Origin of the sequence: Pedobacter sp. JCM 36344 (assembly GCF_046546555.1) — a bacterium.
Classification (GTDB): domain Bacteria; phylum Bacteroidota; class Bacteroidia; order Sphingobacteriales; family Sphingobacteriaceae; genus Pedobacter.
Genome location: NZ_JBKHKK010000015.1, coordinates 35,750 through 54,446 on the forward strand (window position 1 = coordinate 35,750; position 18,697 = coordinate 54,446).

Here is an 18,697-nt window from a genome sequence, read left to right on the forward strand (position 1 = left end):
GTGATGTTGTTTTTAACCCTTTTTCTGGGCGTGATTTTAAATCTGATTGGATATATCCCGCCGGGGAATATCAATTTGACTGTTGTTCAAATAACCATCTCGCGTGGCATAAAGCAGGCACTTTATTTTATTGTTGCCTTTGCCTCCGTTGAAATCATGTTTACTTTCGGCGTGATGCGCTTTGTACAATGGCTCTCTAGTGAAATTCAACTTGAAAACATTATCGATGTAATTATGATTCTGATGTTCGGTGTTTTGGGAGTCATCACCTGGCGGTCTCGAAAAGAAATGCCTAAAGCAGATTACTCAAAAAAAGACAGTATCCGTTATGGGTTATTGCTGGGAGTCATTAATCCAATGCAAATCCCATATTGGTTATTTGTAGGAACATATCTTATCTCGCATGAGTGGATCGACATTGGTTATCTGTCTCTTTCCGTATTTAGTGTTGGATCAGGTATTGGAGCTGCGATAGCTTTGTATGGCTTCGCTAGATTTGCACAGTATGTACAGGAAAAGTTTGCTTTAACCAGCTATAAGGTGAACAAAGGAATTGCGCTGTTGTTCTTTGCGCTTTCCACCTACCACATTTGCAAGGTCGTTTACATCCACTTTATCAAATAGCTAACGCTTTAGGAACTCCACATTCCAGATCTTCTCTGCCTTTCTTCCAATGAGCCAAAAAGATATTGCAAGTACACTAAAGAACAATGCTTTATTCCAGCTGTCCCAGAAGTATTCGAAATAGCGCGTATAAAGGTTTAAGAAAAGGAAAGTGATACCAAACTCACGTGCAACATCGTCCCTGTATTTAAGGCCGAAAAAGATGCTGATGAGCGAAGCTCCTGCCGATATCAAACCCCAATAGAACAGATTTAACTGCCTCACACTGTACCATTCTTCCAGCGTTTCGAAGTTTCCAAATACTGAAAGTAGCCACAATGAAACAAAGAGATACACCATACCGCAGATGTAATTGGTTTGAAAGAACAAACTTAGCTTTGCGCTTCCACGCATTAAGAATGAAACAGCAGTAATGATTGCGCCAAATAAAACGAACCTTAAAGGATAGTTCATTCCTATAAAATACCAGTTCCACCTGGATAGGTAGCCAGTTTCTGTTCCGAACCATGCCCCCATGGATAACAATACAAATGCCCAGATTAACCTCGACTGAAATAGGTAAGCCAGAACCGCATAAATAAATACAGATGCCAGGATAAGCAAAGAGAAGTGAGAATTACCATTATCAATAGCTTTTCCCAAATATGCAATCGCATTCGCTGTAAGCATGATTCCGCTGAAAACTAGAGCCTCATTACTGAACACCTGATGAGAGACTGATTTCTTTCGTTTAAAAGCGACGTAATAGATCAGTACTGCCGCTAAAGCTGAAATTATACTAATCAGTAGGTCTGAAGCATCAAACAGGAACCTCAGGTAATTTAGGATTTTATCGTCTATCAACAGCGCACCTAAAGATATTACGCCGCAGGCCATCGCTATCCAAAAAGAATATTGAGCCAGTCGCCTCCAATCAAAGGTCTTGGTCTCATAACTGCTTTTCAGTCGCTTTACATCATCTTCGGTAAGGAGTTTTTCTTCCAGCCAATGCGCTAGCATCTCATCTAAAAACTCGCTTTTTTCCTGGTCTACTTTCATGAACATTCTAGCTGATAGCTACTTTAACAAGGTAGGGATCTTTTTGTTATTGCCCACAATCCATACCACATCTCCGTTTTCAAAAATAAGATTTGAGTCGGGGTTTAAGATTCGCTCACCAGCACGTTCAATACCTACAACGAGACCTTGAGTTGTTTCGCGAATGCCTGAATTCCGAATACTTTGATTAAACACAGGCGAACTGCTGTTGATGATGATTTTCTGGAGCGACATGTCTTCCTTCGGGAAACTCAGTTCCGCATTGGCATCCATCCCGCCTTCAAATAACTCTTTAACTGTGGCAAGTTGATCATCGGTTCCAATAACCAGTACCTTATCATTCGGGTAAAGCCTTTCATCTCTTCCGGGTGTAGGGATCATAATTTTGCCACGTTCAATCAGGGCGATATTCACACCGAATTTTTCCCTTACCGAAAGCTCAACCAAGGTTTTTCCAACAAGGGCTGATTCCGGTGCCACCACCATATCAGCAAGGTGTGTATCCCAGGGTAAGATTTCAGGCTGTTTATTTTGTGCTTCTCGCGCATTTAGATTTAATAAAAAGCGTTTCTCCAGCTGATCGTAAAATGCCTGCAGTTTTTTGGAGAAAATGACCATACCCAAGATGATCAGCACTAATCCGATAAGTATAGCAATAGCAGTGTCGAAGAATTGATACATTAAAAAGCCAACATAAAATACACCTAATGCAATTCTGCATACTTCGATAGCGATCAGTGGTCCCCTTGTATATTTTTTATTGAGCCATAAATGCGAATAGGCTGTTCGTCTAACTCTTTTGATAGATAATGCCCATAAAAATGGCGCCATTATGATGAAAGAGACTACTACGGTTATAATAGTTCCATTGGTTCTTAAGGTGATGTTTTCATCAATAAAAGGCTGCAAATACCGATAAACGAGGAATATGATCGAAATAATGATCACGGAGTGAACGATGGTGTTAAATACATAAGCGCTTAACAAAATCTTCCAATCGCTAAGTTTTGTGATGCCTTCTGTCCCCGTACTGTATCTATCGATCGCATCCTGCCAGCTTTTTGGCAATATTTTTTGTAAAAAATGATAAAATGGATCTGCTAGTTTGATCAGGTAGGGCGTTGAAAAAGTAGTTGCCGCTGCTGCCGCTACAGCAATGGGATAAAGAAAATCACTGGTAACTTTCAAGGTTACGCCCAAAGTAGCTATGATGAAAGAAAATTCGCCTATATGAGCTAAGCTCATACCTGCCTGAACCGAAGTTTTTAATGGCTGCCCAGCCAACAAAGCACCCAACACTGTGAAAATGACTTTGCCGAATATGATTACAGAAACAGCTAATGCAATTGTTCCAGCATGTTTAACAAGCATTGCAGGATCAATAAGCATCCCAACGGATACGAAGAATACTGCCGAAAACAGGTCTTTTACAGATTTTGTTAGATGCTCTATTCGTTCTGCCTGGGTGGTTTCTGCCAGGATTGAACCCATGATAAATGCACCAAGGGCAGGCGAAAAGCCTACTTTTACGGCTAGTAAAACCATCATTAGGCAAAGAGCAAGTGAAACAACCAGCATAGTCTCATCATTCATCAATTTTCTAGTCGCTTTCAAGAAAGTCGGGATCAAGAAGATGCCAGCAAGGAACCATAGCACAAGGAAGAATGCAAGCTTAAGGATGGAGAATAGCATCTCATACCCAGCAGATTGCTGACTCACCGCCAGAGTAGAGAATAATACCAAAAGTAAGATAGCTACTAAATCTTCAACGATTAGTACGCCAAATACCAGGCCTGCAAACTTCTTATGCTTTATGCCAAGTTCTTCAAATGCCTTAATCGTGATCATGGTAGAGGAGATACACAGGATACCGCCAAAAAAGAGACCGTCCATGTCAGACCAACCAAGAGCTTTTCCCATACCATATCCAGCAAGGATCAGGAAACCAACTTTTACAATCGCCGTGATTGATGCAGAACCCCCAACCTTAACCAGTTTTTTAAAACTAAACTCTAAACCAAGGCTGAACAAAAGAAAAATGACACCGATCTCAGCCCATATATTGATGCTCTTGCTGTCACTAACCGAAGGAAAAAAATCAAGATACGGCCCAACCATAACACCTGCCAGAATGTAACCTAGGACTATTGGTTGCTTTATTCTTTTAAAGATCAGCGTAGTGATCCCTGCCGCAGCCAAGATGAGCCCTAAATCGGCTATTAAATCAGGTAAGTGCATGGATGTATTTTAAGTTATGGACGCTCGTCGAAAAACTTTAGTGTCGACAATTTATCCTTATGCAATTGGTCTTTTAGCGCTTCCAAGCCAGTAAACTTCAGGTCATGACGTAGAAATTTCAAGAAATTCATAGTGATCGACTGACCATAGATTTCCTTATTAAAGTCAAAAATGTTGACCTCAATGTTTCTTGTCATGCCATTTATTGTAGGTCGCTGACCTATGTAAGCCATTCCTTTATAAGTAGTGTCGTTGAGCTCAACAGTTACTGCGTAGATTCCATCAGAAGGGATCAACTTATAGGTTTCTTCAACAAATATATTGGCAGTAGGAAACCCAATAGTCCGACCAATCTTATCGCCCTTAATTACCCGTCCATGAATAGAAAAATTATATCCCAGGTAGCTTGAGGCCAAAGCAACGTCCCCTTCAAGCAATGCGGTACGAATCTTTGTAGAACTTACAGCAACATCATTAATGTCCTGCTCCGGAATTTCTTCGATCGCGAAACCATAAATACTGGCAAACTCCTGAAGGTCGGCCATACCGCCTTGTCGATCTTTTCCAAACCTATGGTCATAACCCACGATAAGACTTTTTACTCCGATTGTGTCAATTAGGATCTGCTGAATGTATTCAGCCGGACTTAAATTAGAAAAGTCACGCGTAAAAGGCGTGATTATCAGATGATCAACACCGAGACTGGCTAATATTTTGCCCTTCTCTTCAATGGTATTGATCATTTTCAAGTGATGATTTTCAGGATCGATGATCAATCTTGGGTGCGGAAAAAAGGTGAGTATCACACTCTCTCCACAAGTAGATTTAGCCAATTCGCAAAGCCTTCGAATTATTTTTTGATGGCCATAATGCACACCGTCAAACGTGCCGATAGTTACAACGGCATTTTCAAGCTTTTTGAATTCAGAGAAATGATTGTATATTTTCAAAAGATCTGATTTAATGTAAGGATTGTCGCTTCACTACCCCGCCTTTAATATCGGCGATCTGCTGTTGAACCACGAAAGCATCCGGATCAATCTGCCTGATCTCTCCCTGCAATTTACTCATTTCTAATTTGGTGACCACGGTATAAACAATATCGATATCTTTTTTTTCTCCATAGCCACCCTCACCCTTATAGATGGTAACTCCACGCTTCATTTTATCGATAATGAATTGCTTGATTTCGTCGTTCTTTTCAGAGATAATAGTTACCCCGGTATACTGCTCAAGTCCATTCACCACAAAATCGATGGTCTTAGATGCCGATAAATAGGTCAAAATTGAATACATAGCAGTTACTACGTCGAGTGCTACTGCCACTACGCCAAATATGAGTATGTTTAAAACCAAGATGATGTTGCCTACCGTCAATATGCTGTTCCTGCTGATATATAGTGCCAGCACTTCCGTCCCGTCTATAACACAGCCGCCTCTCATTGCGAATCCAATTCCGCCCCCCAAGAACAATCCCCCAAAAACTGCAATTAGTAATTTGTCATGCGTAACGGGTTCAAATGGGATCACCAATAGCGCAATCGCCAGGAGAGAGATTGCTATTGCCGTTTTCACAGCGAAGCCTTTACCAATCTGCTTAAAACCTAGAATAATAAATGGAATATTGATCGCAACAATGAGATAAGATAATTTTAACCCGGTAAGCCTGCTTATGAGCAGCGAAATCCCTGTAACACCACCATCAATGAAATCGTTAGGCATTAAAAAGCTTTTCAAACCAAAACACGCGGAGGTAATACCAGCTGCAACCAGCAGAATATCTCTTAAGTACCATATATTTTTTTTGAGGTGTTTTTGCATGGTGTTTAACTTAAAGATGCTAAACGTGTTTTTTCGACTCTTTCACTGCGTAGGTGTGCTACGAGATCAGAAACTTCAAAGGCATTTTGTAGGAGAAAGTTGCCGTTTCTCGTTCTGGTTAGTGCCGAAAGGTAAGCGCCGTTATTTAATGCTTTTCCGAAATCAGAGACCAATGATCTGATATAAGTTCCTTTGCTGCAAACTATTCTAAAATCAACCTCTGGTAAGGCGATGCGAGTAATCTCAAATTCAGGCACTGTCACAAATCTTAAACGCAATTCTGTTTCTTCGCCTCTTCTGGCCTTCACATATAGGCGCTCCCCATTAACTTTTACTGCAGAATGAGCGGGAGGGTATTGTTGAATATCTCCTATAAAAGCAGCAGTCGCTTTAAAGATCATTTCATCATTGAGACCATCCAGCGGGAATTGCTTATCTACTTCTGTTTCCAAATCAAATGAAGGAGTAGTGCCGCCAAGAATCATTGTTCCTGTATATTCTTTTTCTTGCGCCTGAAAGGTATCTATCTGCTTAGTCAACTTTCCTGTACACAGTATTAAAAGCCCGGTTGCCAGTGGATCTAATGTGCCAGCATGACCAACTTTTAGCTTCAGCGGTTTTAGCGAGTTTCTAATCTTGCCAACAACGTCAAAACTAGTCCATTTGTAAGGTTTATTTATTAATAACAGCTCGCCTTCTGCAAAGTTGAACTCCGGAAATATTGTTTTAGAGTGAATATCGCTTTCTTGATCCGTCATTATGCTACGTTCATTTCCACACCAGCGAAGTAAAGCGCTAAGATGACAATACCCACCACAATCCTATACCATCCAAACATCCAAAAACCATGTTTCGATAGAAAGCCGATGAAAGATTTAATTGCAATAATGGCAACGATAAAGGCGATAAAGTTACCGAAAAGCAACAGTTTAATATTTTCTGTATTTAATAATTCGTAACCTTTTAACAGCTTATAACCAGTCGCAGCAAACATCGTGGGCACGGCTAAAAAGAAGGAGAATTCTGCTGCGGCCTGCCTTGATAGTTTTTGTTGCATACCACCAATAATTGTTGCCGCACTTCTGCTTAATCCTGGGAAAACTATTGCTAACACCTGAAAGCATCCTATTTTAAATGCCGTAAGATTAGTGATGTTTACTTCTTCGCTAATCTCAGGTTTTTTGAACAGCTTATCAATAAACAGTAATATGATACCGCCAACTAATAAGACTGTAGCTATAAATATTGGGTTGCCCAATTTATCGTCGATGAAATCATTTAGTAGTTTTCCAAAAATAAGGGCAGGTATAACTGCTATGATTAGCTTTACATAAAATTGCCATTTGCTAAAATCAAAAAACTTTTTCCAATAGAGCACAACCACAGCAATTATAGCTCCAAGCTGTATAGCTACCTCATAAAGTTTAACAAAATCATTATCACCTATACCCATAAATGAGCTTGCTATAACCATGTGGCCGGTAGATGATACTGGTAAAAATTCAGTTAAGCCTTCAATCACTGCAAGGATAAACGCCTGTAAATAATCCATTAAAGTTTATTTTTTTAAGATGGCATACACCCCGAAACCGAAACCAAATAATACCACCATCGGTGCCAGTAGGGTTTTTCTAAAATCATAGATGTCTGTGGTTCCCATCATTAAAACGAAGCCGATTACCACAATTGCGATGCTGATCAATAACAATTGATAATTTTTTTTGGTGAATACCAATTCTGATTTTGTATCCTGCGTTGCAGGAGTTGATTTTTTCTCGATCATTATCTGTAAAGGTCGTAAATTTTAAGACGTAAATATTTGCCCACAGCAAACGAAGTGCTGATGGCAGTAATGAAGATGCCAACCCCAACAAGGCCTAGCAGCACTATTCCAAACTCAGTATAATTTCTAAGAATTACAATCTCAGGGATTTCTCTTTGTGCATAATACAAAAGACCTAAAAGGATTAAAATGGCTATGAAAGCTGCAATCAAACCATGCAAAGCTGCCAAGAGAATGAAAGGCTTGCGAATGAAGGCACGCGTAGCGCCCACCAATTGCATGCTTTTGATAAGGAATCGTTGAGAATAAATAGCCAATCTAATCGTATTGTTAATCAATGCGACTGAAATAACTAGTAATATAGCAGCAAAGCCCAGGATAATAATTCCAATTGTATTGATGTTTTTATTGACCATATCAATCAGCGAACTTTGATAGATTACTTCTTTAACAACTGGATTCTTAGCAATACTAGCTTTCAGTGCCTCAATTCCTTTTGCATTAGCAAAATCAGCTTTTAAATAAACGTCGACAGTTGATAAGAGAGGGTTATATCCCAGGAAGTTCACAAAATCTTCGCCTAAATCGGCTGTAAGATTTCTCGCTGCCATTTCCTTGTTGATATATTGAGTGTTTTTGACAGCTGGGTTAGCATTTAATGCTTTTTGGAATTGCAGCACATCAGCATCTTTGGCACCTTCATCGACGATGATGTTGAGCACAATATTCTCTTTAACATAATTGGAGAGGTTTTTTGCGTGTACTAGTATTAAGCCAAGCATTCCAAGCATCAGTAAAACCAGAGCAATACTAAAGATTGTCGATATATAAATGGTTTTCGTCTTCTTAGAGGCATCACTTACTTCAAATTCTTCCATGTACAGTAAATTATGTTTTGCGAAATTAAAAAATATAAGCTAGTAAATTAAATTATATGCCTTTTATCTGATTTGAAAAGATAGCATTTAACATTATTTAACTTGGCAAAGTGTGTAATTTAGTAATTGAAAAACTTTAGTTCCCTATGTATGATCCGCAAATACCTGCCTGACGATTTTGAAATACTAGAGCATTGGGTCACAAATAAAGAGATTCTTTTACAGTTTTCCGGCACAGATTTTCAGTTCCCTATTACTAAGGATCAGATAACTACTTACCAGATAGCCAATCCTGATAGATCATTTTACCTGGGCTTGGATCATAATTTAAAATCCTACGCTTTTGGCGAGATCATCCCTCAAATTGGTCATGTTCCAAGATTGAGTAGAATCCTTATCGGAGCGAAAGAGAACAGAGGCATTGGCTTGGGGCAATTTTTTGTGAAACAGTTAATTCAGGAATGCATAGCTATGTATAATTGTAAGTCTGTTGAACTATTTGTTTGGAATCAAAACCAGATAGCCATCAAATGCTATAAAAAACTTGGATTTGAGTATCTGCCAGAAAAACAGATGACCATGATTCACGAGGACAAACGGTATGATATTTATAAAATGAAGCTAGACATCTTATAAATAAACAATCTTACTGCCTTACTACTGCCGTAATCGCTAAATCCGTAAAATCAGGAGAAAAGTAAGTATACGGTTTCCATTGCTTTTTTAAATTAAGTCCCCAAATATTTAGATTAGTACCTTTCACTGGCGAAACCCCAACTGCTGGCCGGTAATTTATGGTTTGCACTGGCCTAACGGATTTTTCTTGAACTAAGACATATCCCTGGTTGGTAAAATCACGTATCCATTCGATAGCGACAAAGAACGAATTCCTTGGAATTATTATCTTATAGTTCGATAAATTAATTTCCAGATATTGACTATCCTTATCCCGAACCTCGATCACTTGTTCGCAAAGTTCTTCTCCGGGTCCGCCTTTAATCGTATCCGCCTCGTAAATTCGAAGCCTGAATTTTGTAGGTTCCATGCCAACGGCATCCTCCTGTCTTAGATTATTTAACCGAAAGGCAAGCCGACTAACATAGATTTTCATTAACTGTCCACCCGGTTTAGGCAAGTAAAACTGCTGCGCAAGCTGTAAATAGTCAAATGAAGAAGTTTCTGTATGCAATCCAGCGTAATGAGTTACATCGAATTTTTCAAATTGATTAAGCTCGATTTCCTGCCTGTAATCAGATGGAATTCCTTGAATCCGACGCTGTGATCTAACCAATCTTAAGGAATCCATGCCCTGCAATTTATGAAGAAGAACTTTATGTGCCATATAGCCCTGGGCCTCTACGATTAATGTGTCCCTCATTTTTGATAAGTTCCCTGGAATACTGAATACCCCATCTTTCTCCGTACTGATAGCGAGCTTTGCGCGCACAATTGTTATCGATACAGATGGTATAGCTTTTCTGGTTAAGCTATCAATTACTTGAAAAGTATTGACCTTTTGCTGGCCTTTAGCTCCAGCCCAAACTAGACCGTATAGAAGTATTAATATACATCTCATAGCTAATATTTTATTGTTGCTGATAATGCCACTTCTTTATCATTGGAGGAAGGCATCCATAATCCTTGCTTATTTTTGATGTAGGAAGGAGCCCGTTGTGTGCTCGGATAACTTGCCAAAGCCGGCTGATAGAATACTCTATATTGAGAAACGTCCTCCAATAGTTCTTTTCCGTTTTTGTTTTTAGCCCTTACTCTTGGAGCCCATTCTAACTTAAAGATTTCATTATATGGAATCCGCAACCATTCTACTGCTACAAAGAATTCTTTAGATTTCAGAACGAAGAGTTCGCTGGTAAGATCTACAGTAACCCAACTTAAATCATTTTCGATAGAAATCGATTTTGTAAAGAGCAATTTATCAGGCAATCTTGATTGGGAGTTTACAGAAAGAATGTGAATGAGAAAGCGGGTTTTAGGATTGGATTTTGTTACAGGCATTAGCGGTTCCATCTCGTTATTTGCATCTAATTTCTCCAAAAATAGCATCTCAAAATCTATACGTCCAATTTCTATTTTGGATAAAATGGCATTATCCTCTGAGGCGCTAAAGAACTTGGCAAATGAAAATTGAGTAGAATAGGGGGTAGGCACATATGCTGTATCTCTTATAATTTGACCTAACCCAAAGCCATTAAGACGCTCAAACTTCAATTTGCGCTTTGTAATATTTACTTGCGCTAAATTTGCATTGCTGGTTCGAAGGATAACAATGGCATTCGGCTTATAATCTGAAATTGCCAATTTATAAGTAATATAACCTACCGAACTAAATGTCAGGGTATCTATCCTTAAAGTATCGTCAATCGTAAGTTTGAAATATCCTTGTGAGTTGGTCGAGGTTGCTATTTTCTTTCCAGCCAGTGATACCGTTACCGAAACCAAAGGCTCCAGCACAGCACTATCTAGAACCTGACCTTCAAAAACGCTTTGAGCCACGGTTGTTGTATGGAAGATAATTAGCAAGGTGGTCATCCAGATAAATCGTCCAGCTATAGTTTTCCAATTTATTTTACTCATGTTGTTCAAATATTTGATAGGGTTTAAGAGCTCTCGAAATTAAAGGCAATTAGTATCTTGTAATTGGGGACAAACTCAGCTGAAAAACTAAAAAATTGCGATTAATCTTTTATCCTTCGGGGGTAGTATATTATTTTGCCAGGATATATTTTCCGCTAAAAAAAGTGGGAGAAGCCAGATCTACATTGCCAGCGTTCATAGGCAGAACATAGTTGCCTCCTGAAGCCCCAGTGAAGAAAATGACCTGTCGATCGGTGTCAACCATTACGTCTACGCCACCGGCGCTGCCGCCAGGCAACTCAATTCTATATCGAATCGACCTGTCTTTTGAAGTAATAAAAGACAATGGTATCAGCCATTCCATTGTGTAAGAAGATGCAATATCGAATCTTGATCTTATTTTAATGCCTTTGGCATCGTAAACAGAAAATAAGGTATCTGCATTTTTGCTTTGTTCTTTGAACGCAATGAGCTTAGCTTTTTTAGCTAAAGTTTCATTTCTAACCATCATCAAAGAATCTGCCTCTTTCTGATTGAAGTTTATATCCTTAACGGCTAATGAAGCCCCCCAGTTAATAGCCCAGCTTGGATGATATTTGTCGTACGCAGGATACCGGATTCTGACTTTGCTTTCTGAGGCAGGTAAGCTTCCATCCTCTAAAGTCAAACTAACTCCGCCCAAAAGTATTTTTTTAATTGCTTCATAGCTTATAGCCCGAACGATGAGGTAAATATTTGTGCTATCGTGCGCAAGCGAATAGTAAATATTTGTTCGATTATTATATGCTTGAAACCCTTTTGTCCAATCATTTATGTTCCCGTCAATAATCATTTTTGAGCCAGCCTTGATAGCGCTCGCCTGAACTTTTGGTAGTCTCTTCTGTGCAAAGGAAACTCTTGGTAACACGAAGATGTATAAAGCTATCCATAATGGTAATAGCGTAATCTTCATGCCTGGTGTTTTATAGGTCAATTTCATTTCTCAATTTTTAAAGAGAAATTGCTACCGCCAAACTTGCCCATTAAATCCGCACCTTGCACATTTATTGAATAGCTTCCTACCTCGTCTGTAGCGTAAAAGCTGACTTTTGCTTTGCCATCTTTATTAGTGATGATATTTGGTTCCCAATGAACTGTCGCCCGTTGGTTTTTAAGTTCAGCAACTTCTGGTAGGTATTTTGGCTGATAGTATTGCTGAGCTGACAGCATAGATAAGGGATTTCTAAATTGAGTAGTATCTGAAGTAACATAAGTTCTTCGTACAATTAGCGGTTTCCGATTCTTCCCGTCTGGCAATGTTCTTCCCATCAAAAATCTGTCGGTATACATATCAGAGGACATGATCTCAATCATTTGGAGATCTTTGATAGGCTGAGTCATCCAAAACTCCCTTACCTCATTCTGAGTTTTTTCTAGATAGCCAGCCAGATCACCTACTTTTCCCTCAAAATCATTAATGTACCAAATTTCCCGGTTTTGCCACTTAAGCATATAGCGCTTCCCATAGCCCTCGTGGATTGTAGGTTCAATCGTCATCTGCGGCAACACCTGTCTCAGGAGTTCATAAACATTTAATGCGCCGGTACTTTTAATATCATTTGAGTCCAAAGCAATGTCTGCAAATCCTACCTCCTTCCACTGTCTTTTACCTTTGATTGTGACCTCGTCAAGCATATTTGCATTTGCATTGATCTCGCTACCTAAGACTGAAAGTCCGGCCTTAGGATATAGTACCTTCATGATCGTATCTTTCAGAAACCAGGGTTTCAATTGATAATGCTTGACAACGGGAAATTCTAAATGCTTAACGCTACGCCATCTGGTGAGGCTAAGTGTTATCCTATCATATCTTGCCGGTTCAAATGGCTGAAATACTGTACTCCATTCATGACCAACCCAACCTTGTGTCAATAGCAAATTGTCTAAAGCTTTCCATGCGATCGGGGTTAATCTATTCAAATAAAAGCCAGGTTCCTCAATTAAGCCCTTTAAATCGGAGTTAAGCAGAAAGCTTACATCTATTCCATGATTACCTATTTTATCAGGTAGCACTTGACCGTCATCTGTTACAGAAAGAGAAAATGATCCAACCACAGGCTTTCCCAACTTATCCTTAACCTCCAATTCCATTGAGATTTTATCTCTAATTTTATAAACGGGTATGATTGAAGATAATGTCATTTGCAATCTGTCATGATGGTCGATAAAAACAGATCGTTCGTTTATTGCTACCTTCTCTTTCAGCAATAAAATTCTCGCAATTCCTCCAGGAAATAATCTTTTTGAAATCTTGATAACCTTCGGGCTGTTCAATATAATAGGCCGGGCATAACAAACCAAGCCTCTCGCTGAACCTATTAAATAAAACAGATGCTTTTTAAAAATAAGATCCGCAGTCGCATTAATAGAAACACTTATTGAATCGCTTTGCTCCTCGTTTTCTACTAAAATAGTTGTACCCGATGGTCTTACCAGCGGAAGCTTGTAAGTTATCTCAGATCCTATAGGATCAGTGAGTTTTGCTAGGTACTTCTCGCCAAGAACTGGTTTAAACCTGAAACTACCCATGCCTTTATGTAGGCTTTCAAACACAGCAACTTCCTTACCTTTGCTGTCAACAACAACCCCACTTACATTGACGCCTGCGCCGCTCTCCGAAACGGCTTTAAAACCCACAACTCCTGTCACACCAGCTACAAGCTGGGCACTTTCCGGTAAAAACTGTAAATCTATCTTACCGGCCCGATTAAGAAACAAAGGAATCTGTAATCTTTGCTTAGTTCCATCTTTCCGTAGGTCAAGAATCTCCACTCTAAGATTGCTGATACGTCTTGAATCGGGTAAAGGTGTTTGTAAATTAAACTTACCATCTAAGGAAGTCTGAAGATTCTTATCCAGCAACACTCGGTTACTATCAATCACCATAACATTCAGATTCCTTAATCCTACAGGCATGCGGTCCAAATCCTTTAAAGATACCTCGCCTGTCAATTGCTCTTTGCCATTTATAGTCTTCAAATCAATTGTTGAACTCGCGAGCCAGGAATCTTTAGCGATTTTACCAATGTAGAAGCGTTTGCTAAAGGCAGAGGTGCTTCCAAAATTCTGCATCCAGTTTGTGTAGGCCTTAATTGTATAGCCACCTTCATGAAAAGCGTTTCTGTTCAATGGAATTTGTGCATTACCTATGCCGTTTTTAATAACGACTGAAACTCTTCTAATGATGTCTGTGCTATCATCATGCAATTCTATAAATAGCAATTTGCTTTTGTCAGAGGCTGAGAGATACGTCGCATCCAACACATAAGCCTTGAACCAAAGCGTGTCTCCGGCAAAGTAAAGGTCCTTATCGGTGTGCAAATAAACCTTTTCCATAGGCTTTGCCTTTTGGAAGTTTGCAGCAGCCTGCAGAAGTTTTGTTACTCCAATAGTTGGGATCTTTTGAGCATACAGAGAGCCGGAGGAAATAATAAATAGTATCAAGCATCTTAAAAGAAACTTTAGAATACCAGTGTTGAGAGCGGTAATCGTAATCATAAAAATTTGGTTAGATAATTAACTAATATAGATAAATGCTTGACGCTAAACAAGTAAATGCCTAATTTGAGCTTTATGAAAACTTACGCTCTCTTGTTTCTATTCCTTGTTAGTTGTTTCAATGCGATCGCGCAGGGCAACTTTAACTTAAGCGGCACTATCTTAAATGAAAACTCTGAACCAATAGAGGCTGCGACAGTGTTCATTGATGGCTCGAAGAAGATATCTAAAACTGATGCTAACGGTGAATATATTTTAAGCGGACTATCCAGTGGTGGTTACCATCTTGTGGTAAATATGGTTGGTTATGGATCTATTAAACAAGATGTCCTGATTCTTGATAAGTCAATTACGTTAAATATTAAACTCATCAGTCGAGAACAGACACTAAAAGAAGTAGTTATAGTTGGCGATAGTCAGCGGTACAAATATCTGAACACATTCAAAAGGTATTTTCTCGGTGAATCGGAAAACGCGGCAGGGTGTACCATCCTGAATTCGGATATAATTAATTTTAACCTAAAGGGCCAGATCCTTACCGCTAGCACAGATGATTTCTTACTCATTGAAAATGCTGTCTTGGGATATCGGGTCAAATATCTCTTAAGGAACTTTCAATACAACTCGTACCTCGAAACTACCCAATATCAGGGACAGTGCATTTTCGAAGAGATGAACGGTTCTTTGTCTCAGCACCAAATGTGGCGCCAAAATAGGAGTGAAGCTTACTATGGTTCATTGATGCATTACCTAAGATCACTTTATAAGGGTACTACAGAAAAAGAGGGCTTTTTGACTTATAAAGTGCTCAACATACGTCTGCCGATTGATATAGAGACTGACCCTGTTAAATGCGCCAAACTTTTAAAGCAAGTGGACAGCAACCTTATTGCAATCAAATATAAACGTCGGATATACACTATTTACAATAAGGCTTTAGCCGCTCGTGGTTTTTCTTTTAAGAAAAGCGAGCGGATTGTTAAGGAGCTAGACGATAGAGGGTCGATATTTAAAACGGATGGCAAGATCGATAGCAAGGGCAACTATATCAATTATAAAGAGCTTTTAGTTCAAGGATATTGGGGTCGCAAAAGGATAGGAGATCAATTGCCATACGAGTATGTTCCTAATTAATTCGATCTTTGCTTCTCTAATAGTGATTGCCATTAATGAAGAAACGATTACACAGACAAATAAGAACAGCAAAATTTATTCTATATAAAGAAACGTTAGTCGACCTCAAAGAACATTTTTGGACGTTCCTGGGCTCCTTCTTCGGGATTGGTATACTCGGTTTTATTCAAAGCAAATATTTAAATGCAACTGATAACGTATTACTTATAGGCTCATTCGGAGCTTCATCGGTTCTCATCTATGGCGTCATCAACAGTCCTTTAGCTCAGCCTAGAAATCTTATCGGTGGACATGTCCTATCTGCAATTGTTGGAGTAACTATACATAAAATAATTCCCAATGAAATATGGCTATCGTCGGCACTTGCAGTTTCAATTTCTATTGTGGTTATGCAGATGACCAAGACACTACATCCCCCGGGAGGAGCAACAGCTCTGATCGCCAATGTTGGATCAGCAAAAATAATTACGCTGGGTTATTGGTATGTACTGTGTCCTGTACTCTCTGGAGCAACAATACTTTTATTGGTTGCCATTTTCTTTAACAACCGAACAGCACACCGAAGCTATCCGAGGAACAAGAAATGGCTTCATGTCCACAAGCGTTATAAAAAGCTATCCTAGAACTTCCACTTGCTGTGATATAACACTGCACCAGACGAAGAATGCCTGGTGCACGCGATCACATTTGTTGACTTTGAGAGCTTAATTTTTTCTTACTCTTTCCTACTTTGGAAGATGATATCTACTGATTTCCCTGTTCTTTCCAGCGTATCATCATACTGGAATTGCAACTATAAAATAGACATTTAGTTAAGCCGCAATATTTTGTTTGTTTAATGTTTTCCCATATTCTTCTGGTGACATATAGCCTAAGGCTGAATGTAATCTTTTACGGTTGTACCAAGCCTCTATGTATTCAAATTCAACGAGTGCTGCCTGCTCTTTATTTGCAAACTTATTCTGCTATATATTGGTGTAGGTTGCTTCGGTGTTGGTTCGTCCAGGCACGAAGCAATACCCCATTAATGCCGCATCGACACTGGATCGGTCTCGAGCTGAATTAGTTTATGCGCTGAATCTTTATCAGGGTATTATCCATAGTTGGAAAGAAGATGTGCTCAGATTTAATTTCAGCACCTGGAAATTTTTTCACAAATGCCCATTCAGTAATCAAAAGGCTGGAAAAAATCAATATCTTACCATCTTTGAAGACAAGTTTATAGACCTGACTTCCACTCCATGAGTTGCGACCGCGATGGTTATAATACCTACAGATTTCAAAAATCTCAGCTTTATCATACTCTTTATTCCCATCTACATCTCCAAAGATGAAATAACGGTGTCCCCTTGAAATTTTCAAGTATTGATGCTGGTAATATGGCTCATAGTCGAATAACAAGTACATACCTGGTCCACAAAATAGAGTGATAAAACCAAGAATTGCACACGTCGCATACGGATTCGCAAGCATCGACCAATTGGTAAAAAACTGAGTGAAGATGATAAATGCCGGTGCTACTACCGTTACTAAATCTAACTTTAAGTAATTGAAAATAGCTTTGGATCCTGGCTTATATTCATAGGGGTTAGTCTTGAAATATTGCAGTGGGTTGATGACATATTTATACTTTTGAAAGCCTGATAAATTAAGCTCCCCTTTAAAAAAGTCGGTTACAGGGGAGGTTATCTCATTGAGTTCATTCAAAACTAAATAAGTCACTTTACCTCTTTTGCCACAATGATAGACGCAGAATTTTCCACTAAAATAGGGGCCTATTTTAAGGAAGGAGCCAGAAGGATGTTCGATTGTAACAGACGGGCAATGCAGCTCTACAGATGCTAAAGCCCTTTCTGTCTCCCACGGAAAGTCATAAGTTAGCTTCAATGTTTCATCAAGGGTACGGTTCCTGATTTCCCCAAACTCTCCAACTTCAAAGTTTTTAAACTGTATTTTTGAGCACAACGTTTTCATTGTAACCGAATAAAATTTAAGCTATTCTATAGGCTCACTATTGTTATACTCTTCAATCAGTTCCAGGGCTCGCTGACTGTCAGCCTGAGAAACCTTCAAAGCGACATGGCTCGCCACAGTAGTACTTACAATCACAGGATCTATACTGCTTAAAAGTTCATTTCCCAAATAGGCAAATATATCATGTTCGGCTAATAACTGGCGCATTAGGGAAGCTTTCCAGAACTCGCCAGAGAAAACTTCGACTTGCATTGATGTATTTTGAGTGCTCATGTTTCGTTTATTGAATGATACAAGGTAGTAATTAAACTATAATTGAATCAGGTCAATTCAATCCACCAAGTGCGTCTTTAACTAACTCTCGGTTCTGTCGGGATATAGGAATTTTCTCTTGGTTTGTTAAAAGCAGCATACCTCCATCTTCTTTCAGAAAGCTTTTTACACAATCGATATTTACCAGGTGCGATTGATGACTCCGGAGAAAGTTATGGGGTTTAAGCAAATCAGCAAATTCCTTTAGCGTTTTACATACCAATACTTGCGCTCCGTTTAGCAGATGAAAGTTAGTATAGTTATTTTCCGCTTCACATCTCAAAATATCTGAGACCTTAACATACATGATCTCTTTGAGGGTAGGCAATGCGATCTTTGGCACCTCTTTGCCGCCCTTGAGATATTTAAGTAAATTCTGAATATTACTGCTTTCTTTCTTAGAGTTAATCTTTTGCTCTGCCTTTTGGACGGCTAATAAAAATTCGCTGATGTTTATGGGTTTTAGCAAATAATCTAAGGCAGAAAACTTGATTGCCTGGATTCCATAGCGGTCATACGCAGTAATAAATATGACCTCAAAATCTATCTTAGGAAGCTCTTTTAATAAATCGAAACCTGACTTCCCTGGCATTTGAATGTCCAGAAATAGAAGGTCAGGCTGCTGCAGAGCGATCATCCTGCTGCCATTATCTGCATCCGATGCTGTGCCAACTACAGTAATATTACTACAGTTATTCATGATGATGCTCTGTAGGTTTTCGATGTTGTTTGGCTCATCGTCGATAATTATTGCTCTAATCAT

At 39.1% G+C, this 18,697-nt stretch carries 19 protein-coding genes and 1 pseudogene; 4 read left to right on the top strand and 16 right to left on the bottom strand.

Features of this window, described 5'->3' with window-relative positions; all coding sequences use genetic code 11:
- The first annotated feature begins 3 nt into the window (after window positions 1-3).
- A complete protein-coding gene (locus ACHFIZ_RS14295) occupies window positions 4-624 on the top strand; it encodes a LysE family transporter (RefSeq protein ID WP_410887004.1) in 621 nt (206 codons plus the stop codon).
- Here the strand turns inward: ACHFIZ_RS14295 and ACHFIZ_RS14300 are convergent, their stop codons facing one another.
- Genes ACHFIZ_RS14300 through ACHFIZ_RS14335 form a run of 8 tightly spaced genes read right to left on the bottom strand, consistent with a single transcriptional unit; the run spans window position 625 to window position 8,382 of the window.
- Window positions 625-1,662 (bottom strand): DUF2157 domain-containing protein, encoded by a 1,038-nt coding sequence (locus ACHFIZ_RS14300; protein ID WP_410887005.1) that lies wholly within the window; start codon window positions 1,660-1,662, stop codon window positions 625-627.
- An 18-nt stretch (window positions 1,663-1,680) separates the two neighbouring features.
- Window positions 1,681-3,900: a cation:proton antiporter gene (locus tag ACHFIZ_RS14305; protein WP_410887007.1), complete on the bottom strand. Its 2,220-nt coding sequence runs from the start codon at window positions 3,898-3,900 to the stop codon at window positions 1,681-1,683.
- Between the two features lie 14 nt (window positions 3,901-3,914).
- Window positions 3,915-4,850 (bottom strand): bifunctional riboflavin kinase/FAD synthetase, encoded by a 936-nt coding sequence (locus ACHFIZ_RS14310; protein ID WP_410887009.1) that lies wholly within the window; start codon window positions 4,848-4,850, stop codon window positions 3,915-3,917.
- Between the two features lie 10 nt (window positions 4,851-4,860).
- Window positions 4,861-5,721 carry a YitT family protein gene (locus ACHFIZ_RS14315; RefSeq protein ID WP_410887011.1) on the bottom strand — a complete coding sequence of 287 codons (861 nt, stop codon included), beginning with the start codon at window positions 5,719-5,721 and terminating at the stop codon, window positions 4,861-4,863.
- A 5-nt stretch (window positions 5,722-5,726) separates the two neighbouring features.
- On the bottom strand, window positions 5,727-6,479 hold the full coding sequence (truB, locus tag ACHFIZ_RS14320) for a tRNA pseudouridine(55) synthase TruB (RefSeq protein ID WP_410887013.1): 753 nt from the start codon (window positions 6,477-6,479) through the stop codon (window positions 5,727-5,729).
- Complete coding sequence (locus ACHFIZ_RS14325) at window positions 6,479-7,273, bottom strand: undecaprenyl-diphosphate phosphatase (protein ID WP_410887015.1); 795 nt, start codon at window positions 7,271-7,273, stop codon at window positions 6,479-6,481. Before ACHFIZ_RS14325 ends, truB begins: the two co-directional genes overlap by 1 nt.
- 6 nt (window positions 7,274-7,279) lie before the next feature.
- On the bottom strand, window positions 7,280-7,504 hold the full coding sequence (locus ACHFIZ_RS14330; RefSeq protein WP_410887017.1) for a DUF3098 domain-containing protein: 225 nt from the start codon (window positions 7,502-7,504) through the stop codon (window positions 7,280-7,282).
- Window positions 7,504-8,382, bottom strand: coding sequence for a cell division protein FtsX (locus ACHFIZ_RS14335; protein WP_410887019.1), 879 nt, complete (start codon window positions 8,380-8,382; stop codon window positions 7,504-7,506). Before ACHFIZ_RS14335 ends, ACHFIZ_RS14330 begins: the two co-directional genes overlap by 1 nt.
- A gap of 150 nt (window positions 8,383-8,532) precedes the next feature.
- Between ACHFIZ_RS14335 and ACHFIZ_RS14340 the strand changes: the two genes are divergently transcribed.
- A complete protein-coding gene (locus ACHFIZ_RS14340) occupies window positions 8,533-9,018 on the top strand; it encodes a GNAT family N-acetyltransferase (protein ID WP_410887021.1) in 486 nt (161 codons plus the stop codon).
- Between the two features lie 10 nt (window positions 9,019-9,028).
- Here ACHFIZ_RS14340 and ACHFIZ_RS14345 read toward each other — a convergent pair whose 3' ends face one another.
- The 4 genes from ACHFIZ_RS14345 to ACHFIZ_RS14360 all read right to left on the bottom strand — a co-directional run bounded on the left by ACHFIZ_RS14345 (window position 9,029) and on the right by ACHFIZ_RS14360 (window position 14,514).
- Window positions 9,029-9,958, bottom strand: coding sequence for a hypothetical protein (locus ACHFIZ_RS14345; protein WP_410887023.1), 930 nt, complete (start codon window positions 9,956-9,958; stop codon window positions 9,029-9,031).
- 2 nt (window positions 9,959-9,960) lie between these two features.
- A complete protein-coding gene (locus ACHFIZ_RS14350; protein ID WP_410887025.1) occupies window positions 9,961-10,977 on the bottom strand; it encodes a carboxypeptidase-like regulatory domain-containing protein in 1,017 nt (338 codons plus the stop codon).
- A gap of 130 nt (window positions 10,978-11,107) precedes the next feature.
- Window positions 11,108-11,956 (bottom strand): hypothetical protein, encoded by an 849-nt coding sequence (locus ACHFIZ_RS14355; protein ID WP_410887027.1) that lies wholly within the window; start codon window positions 11,954-11,956, stop codon window positions 11,108-11,110.
- Window positions 11,953-14,514 (bottom strand): hypothetical protein, encoded by a 2,562-nt coding sequence (locus ACHFIZ_RS14360; protein WP_410887028.1) that lies wholly within the window; start codon window positions 14,512-14,514, stop codon window positions 11,953-11,955. The genes ACHFIZ_RS14355 and ACHFIZ_RS14360 overlap by 4 nt, the downstream gene beginning before the upstream one ends.
- Window positions 14,515-14,589: 75 nt before the next feature.
- Here ACHFIZ_RS14360 and ACHFIZ_RS14365 point away from each other — a divergent pair, with 75 nt between their 5' ends.
- Both ACHFIZ_RS14365 and ACHFIZ_RS14370 read left to right on the top strand, forming a co-directional pair.
- Complete coding sequence (locus ACHFIZ_RS14365) at window positions 14,590-15,648, top strand: carboxypeptidase-like regulatory domain-containing protein (protein WP_410887030.1); 1,059 nt, start codon at window positions 14,590-14,592, stop codon at window positions 15,646-15,648.
- A gap of 35 nt (window positions 15,649-15,683) precedes the next feature.
- Entirely contained in the window at window positions 15,684-16,271 is a 588-nt protein-coding gene (locus tag ACHFIZ_RS14370; protein WP_410887032.1) for an HPP family protein, read from the top strand.
- A gap of 189 nt (window positions 16,272-16,460) precedes the next feature.
- On the opposite strand, the pseudogene ACHFIZ_RS14375 reads toward ACHFIZ_RS14370, so the two are convergent.
- From ACHFIZ_RS14375 to ACHFIZ_RS14390, 4 genes and pseudogenes are all read right to left on the bottom strand, one after another.
- Window positions 16,461-16,598, bottom strand: a pseudogene (locus tag ACHFIZ_RS14375) (IS3 family transposase); the annotation flags it as partial.
- Between the two features lie 112 nt (window positions 16,599-16,710).
- The gene (locus tag ACHFIZ_RS14380) at window positions 16,711-17,622 is read right to left on the bottom strand and encodes a hypothetical protein (RefSeq protein ID WP_410887034.1); all 912 of its coding nucleotides are present in this window, start codon (window positions 17,620-17,622) and stop codon (window positions 16,711-16,713) included.
- A 21-nt stretch (window positions 17,623-17,643) separates the two neighbouring features.
- Window positions 17,644-17,895, bottom strand: coding sequence for a hypothetical protein (locus ACHFIZ_RS14385; RefSeq protein ID WP_410887035.1), 252 nt, complete (start codon window positions 17,893-17,895; stop codon window positions 17,644-17,646).
- Between the two features lie 52 nt (window positions 17,896-17,947).
- Window positions 17,948-18,697, bottom strand: a complete 750-nt coding sequence (locus tag ACHFIZ_RS14390; protein ID WP_410887037.1) for a LytR/AlgR family response regulator transcription factor — start codon at window positions 18,695-18,697, stop codon at window positions 17,948-17,950.

What these genes read in the sequence shown, in the direction of transcription:
- ACHFIZ_RS14295 (WP_410887004.1), top strand. Translation starts at nt 4, where the DNA reads ATGTTGTTTTTAACCCTTTTTCTGGGCGTGATTTTAAATCTGATTGGA.
- ACHFIZ_RS14300 (WP_410887005.1), bottom strand. Translation starts at nt 1,662, where the DNA reads ATGAAAGTAGACCAGGAAAAAAGCGAGTTTTTAGATGAGATGCTAGCG.
- ACHFIZ_RS14305 (WP_410887007.1), bottom strand. Translation starts at nt 3,900, where the DNA reads ATGCACTTACCTGATTTAATAGCCGATTTAGGGCTCATCTTGGCTGCG.
- ACHFIZ_RS14315 (WP_410887011.1), bottom strand. Translation starts at nt 5,721, where the DNA reads ATGCAAAAACACCTCAAAAAAAATATATGGTACTTAAGAGATATTCTG.
- truB (WP_410887013.1), bottom strand. Translation starts at nt 6,479, where the DNA reads ATGACGGATCAAGAAAGCGATATTCACTCTAAAACAATATTTCCGGAG.
- ACHFIZ_RS14325 (WP_410887015.1), bottom strand. Translation starts at nt 7,273, where the DNA reads ATGGATTATTTACAGGCGTTTATCCTTGCAGTGATTGAAGGCTTAACT.
- ACHFIZ_RS14330 (WP_410887017.1), bottom strand. Translation starts at nt 7,504, where the DNA reads ATGATCGAGAAAAAATCAACTCCTGCAACGCAGGATACAAAATCAGAA.
- ACHFIZ_RS14335 (WP_410887019.1), bottom strand. Translation starts at nt 8,382, where the DNA reads ATGGAAGAATTTGAAGTAAGTGATGCCTCTAAGAAGACGAAAACCATT.
- ACHFIZ_RS14340 (WP_410887021.1), top strand. Translation starts at nt 8,533, where the DNA reads ATGATCCGCAAATACCTGCCTGACGATTTTGAAATACTAGAGCATTGG.
- ACHFIZ_RS14345 (WP_410887023.1), bottom strand. Translation starts at nt 9,958, where the DNA reads ATGAGATGTATATTAATACTTCTATACGGTCTAGTTTGGGCTGGAGCT.
- ACHFIZ_RS14350 (WP_410887025.1), bottom strand. Translation starts at nt 10,977, where the DNA reads ATGAGTAAAATAAATTGGAAAACTATAGCTGGACGATTTATCTGGATG.
- ACHFIZ_RS14355 (WP_410887027.1), bottom strand. Translation starts at nt 11,956, where the DNA reads ATGAAATTGACCTATAAAACACCAGGCATGAAGATTACGCTATTACCA.
- ACHFIZ_RS14360 (WP_410887028.1), bottom strand. Translation starts at nt 14,514, where the DNA reads ATGATTACGATTACCGCTCTCAACACTGGTATTCTAAAGTTTCTTTTA.
- ACHFIZ_RS14365 (WP_410887030.1), top strand. Translation starts at nt 14,590, where the DNA reads ATGAAAACTTACGCTCTCTTGTTTCTATTCCTTGTTAGTTGTTTCAAT.
- ACHFIZ_RS14370 (WP_410887032.1), top strand. Translation starts at nt 15,684, where the DNA reads ATGAAGAAACGATTACACAGACAAATAAGAACAGCAAAATTTATTCTA.
- ACHFIZ_RS14380 (WP_410887034.1), bottom strand. Translation starts at nt 17,622, where the DNA reads ATGAAAACGTTGTGCTCAAAAATACAGTTTAAAAACTTTGAAGTTGGA.
- ACHFIZ_RS14385 (WP_410887035.1), bottom strand. Translation starts at nt 17,895, where the DNA reads ATGAGCACTCAAAATACATCAATGCAAGTCGAAGTTTTCTCTGGCGAG.
- ACHFIZ_RS14390 (WP_410887037.1), bottom strand. Translation starts at nt 18,697, where the DNA reads ATGATTAGAGCAATAATTATCGACGATGAGCCAAACAACATCGAAAAC.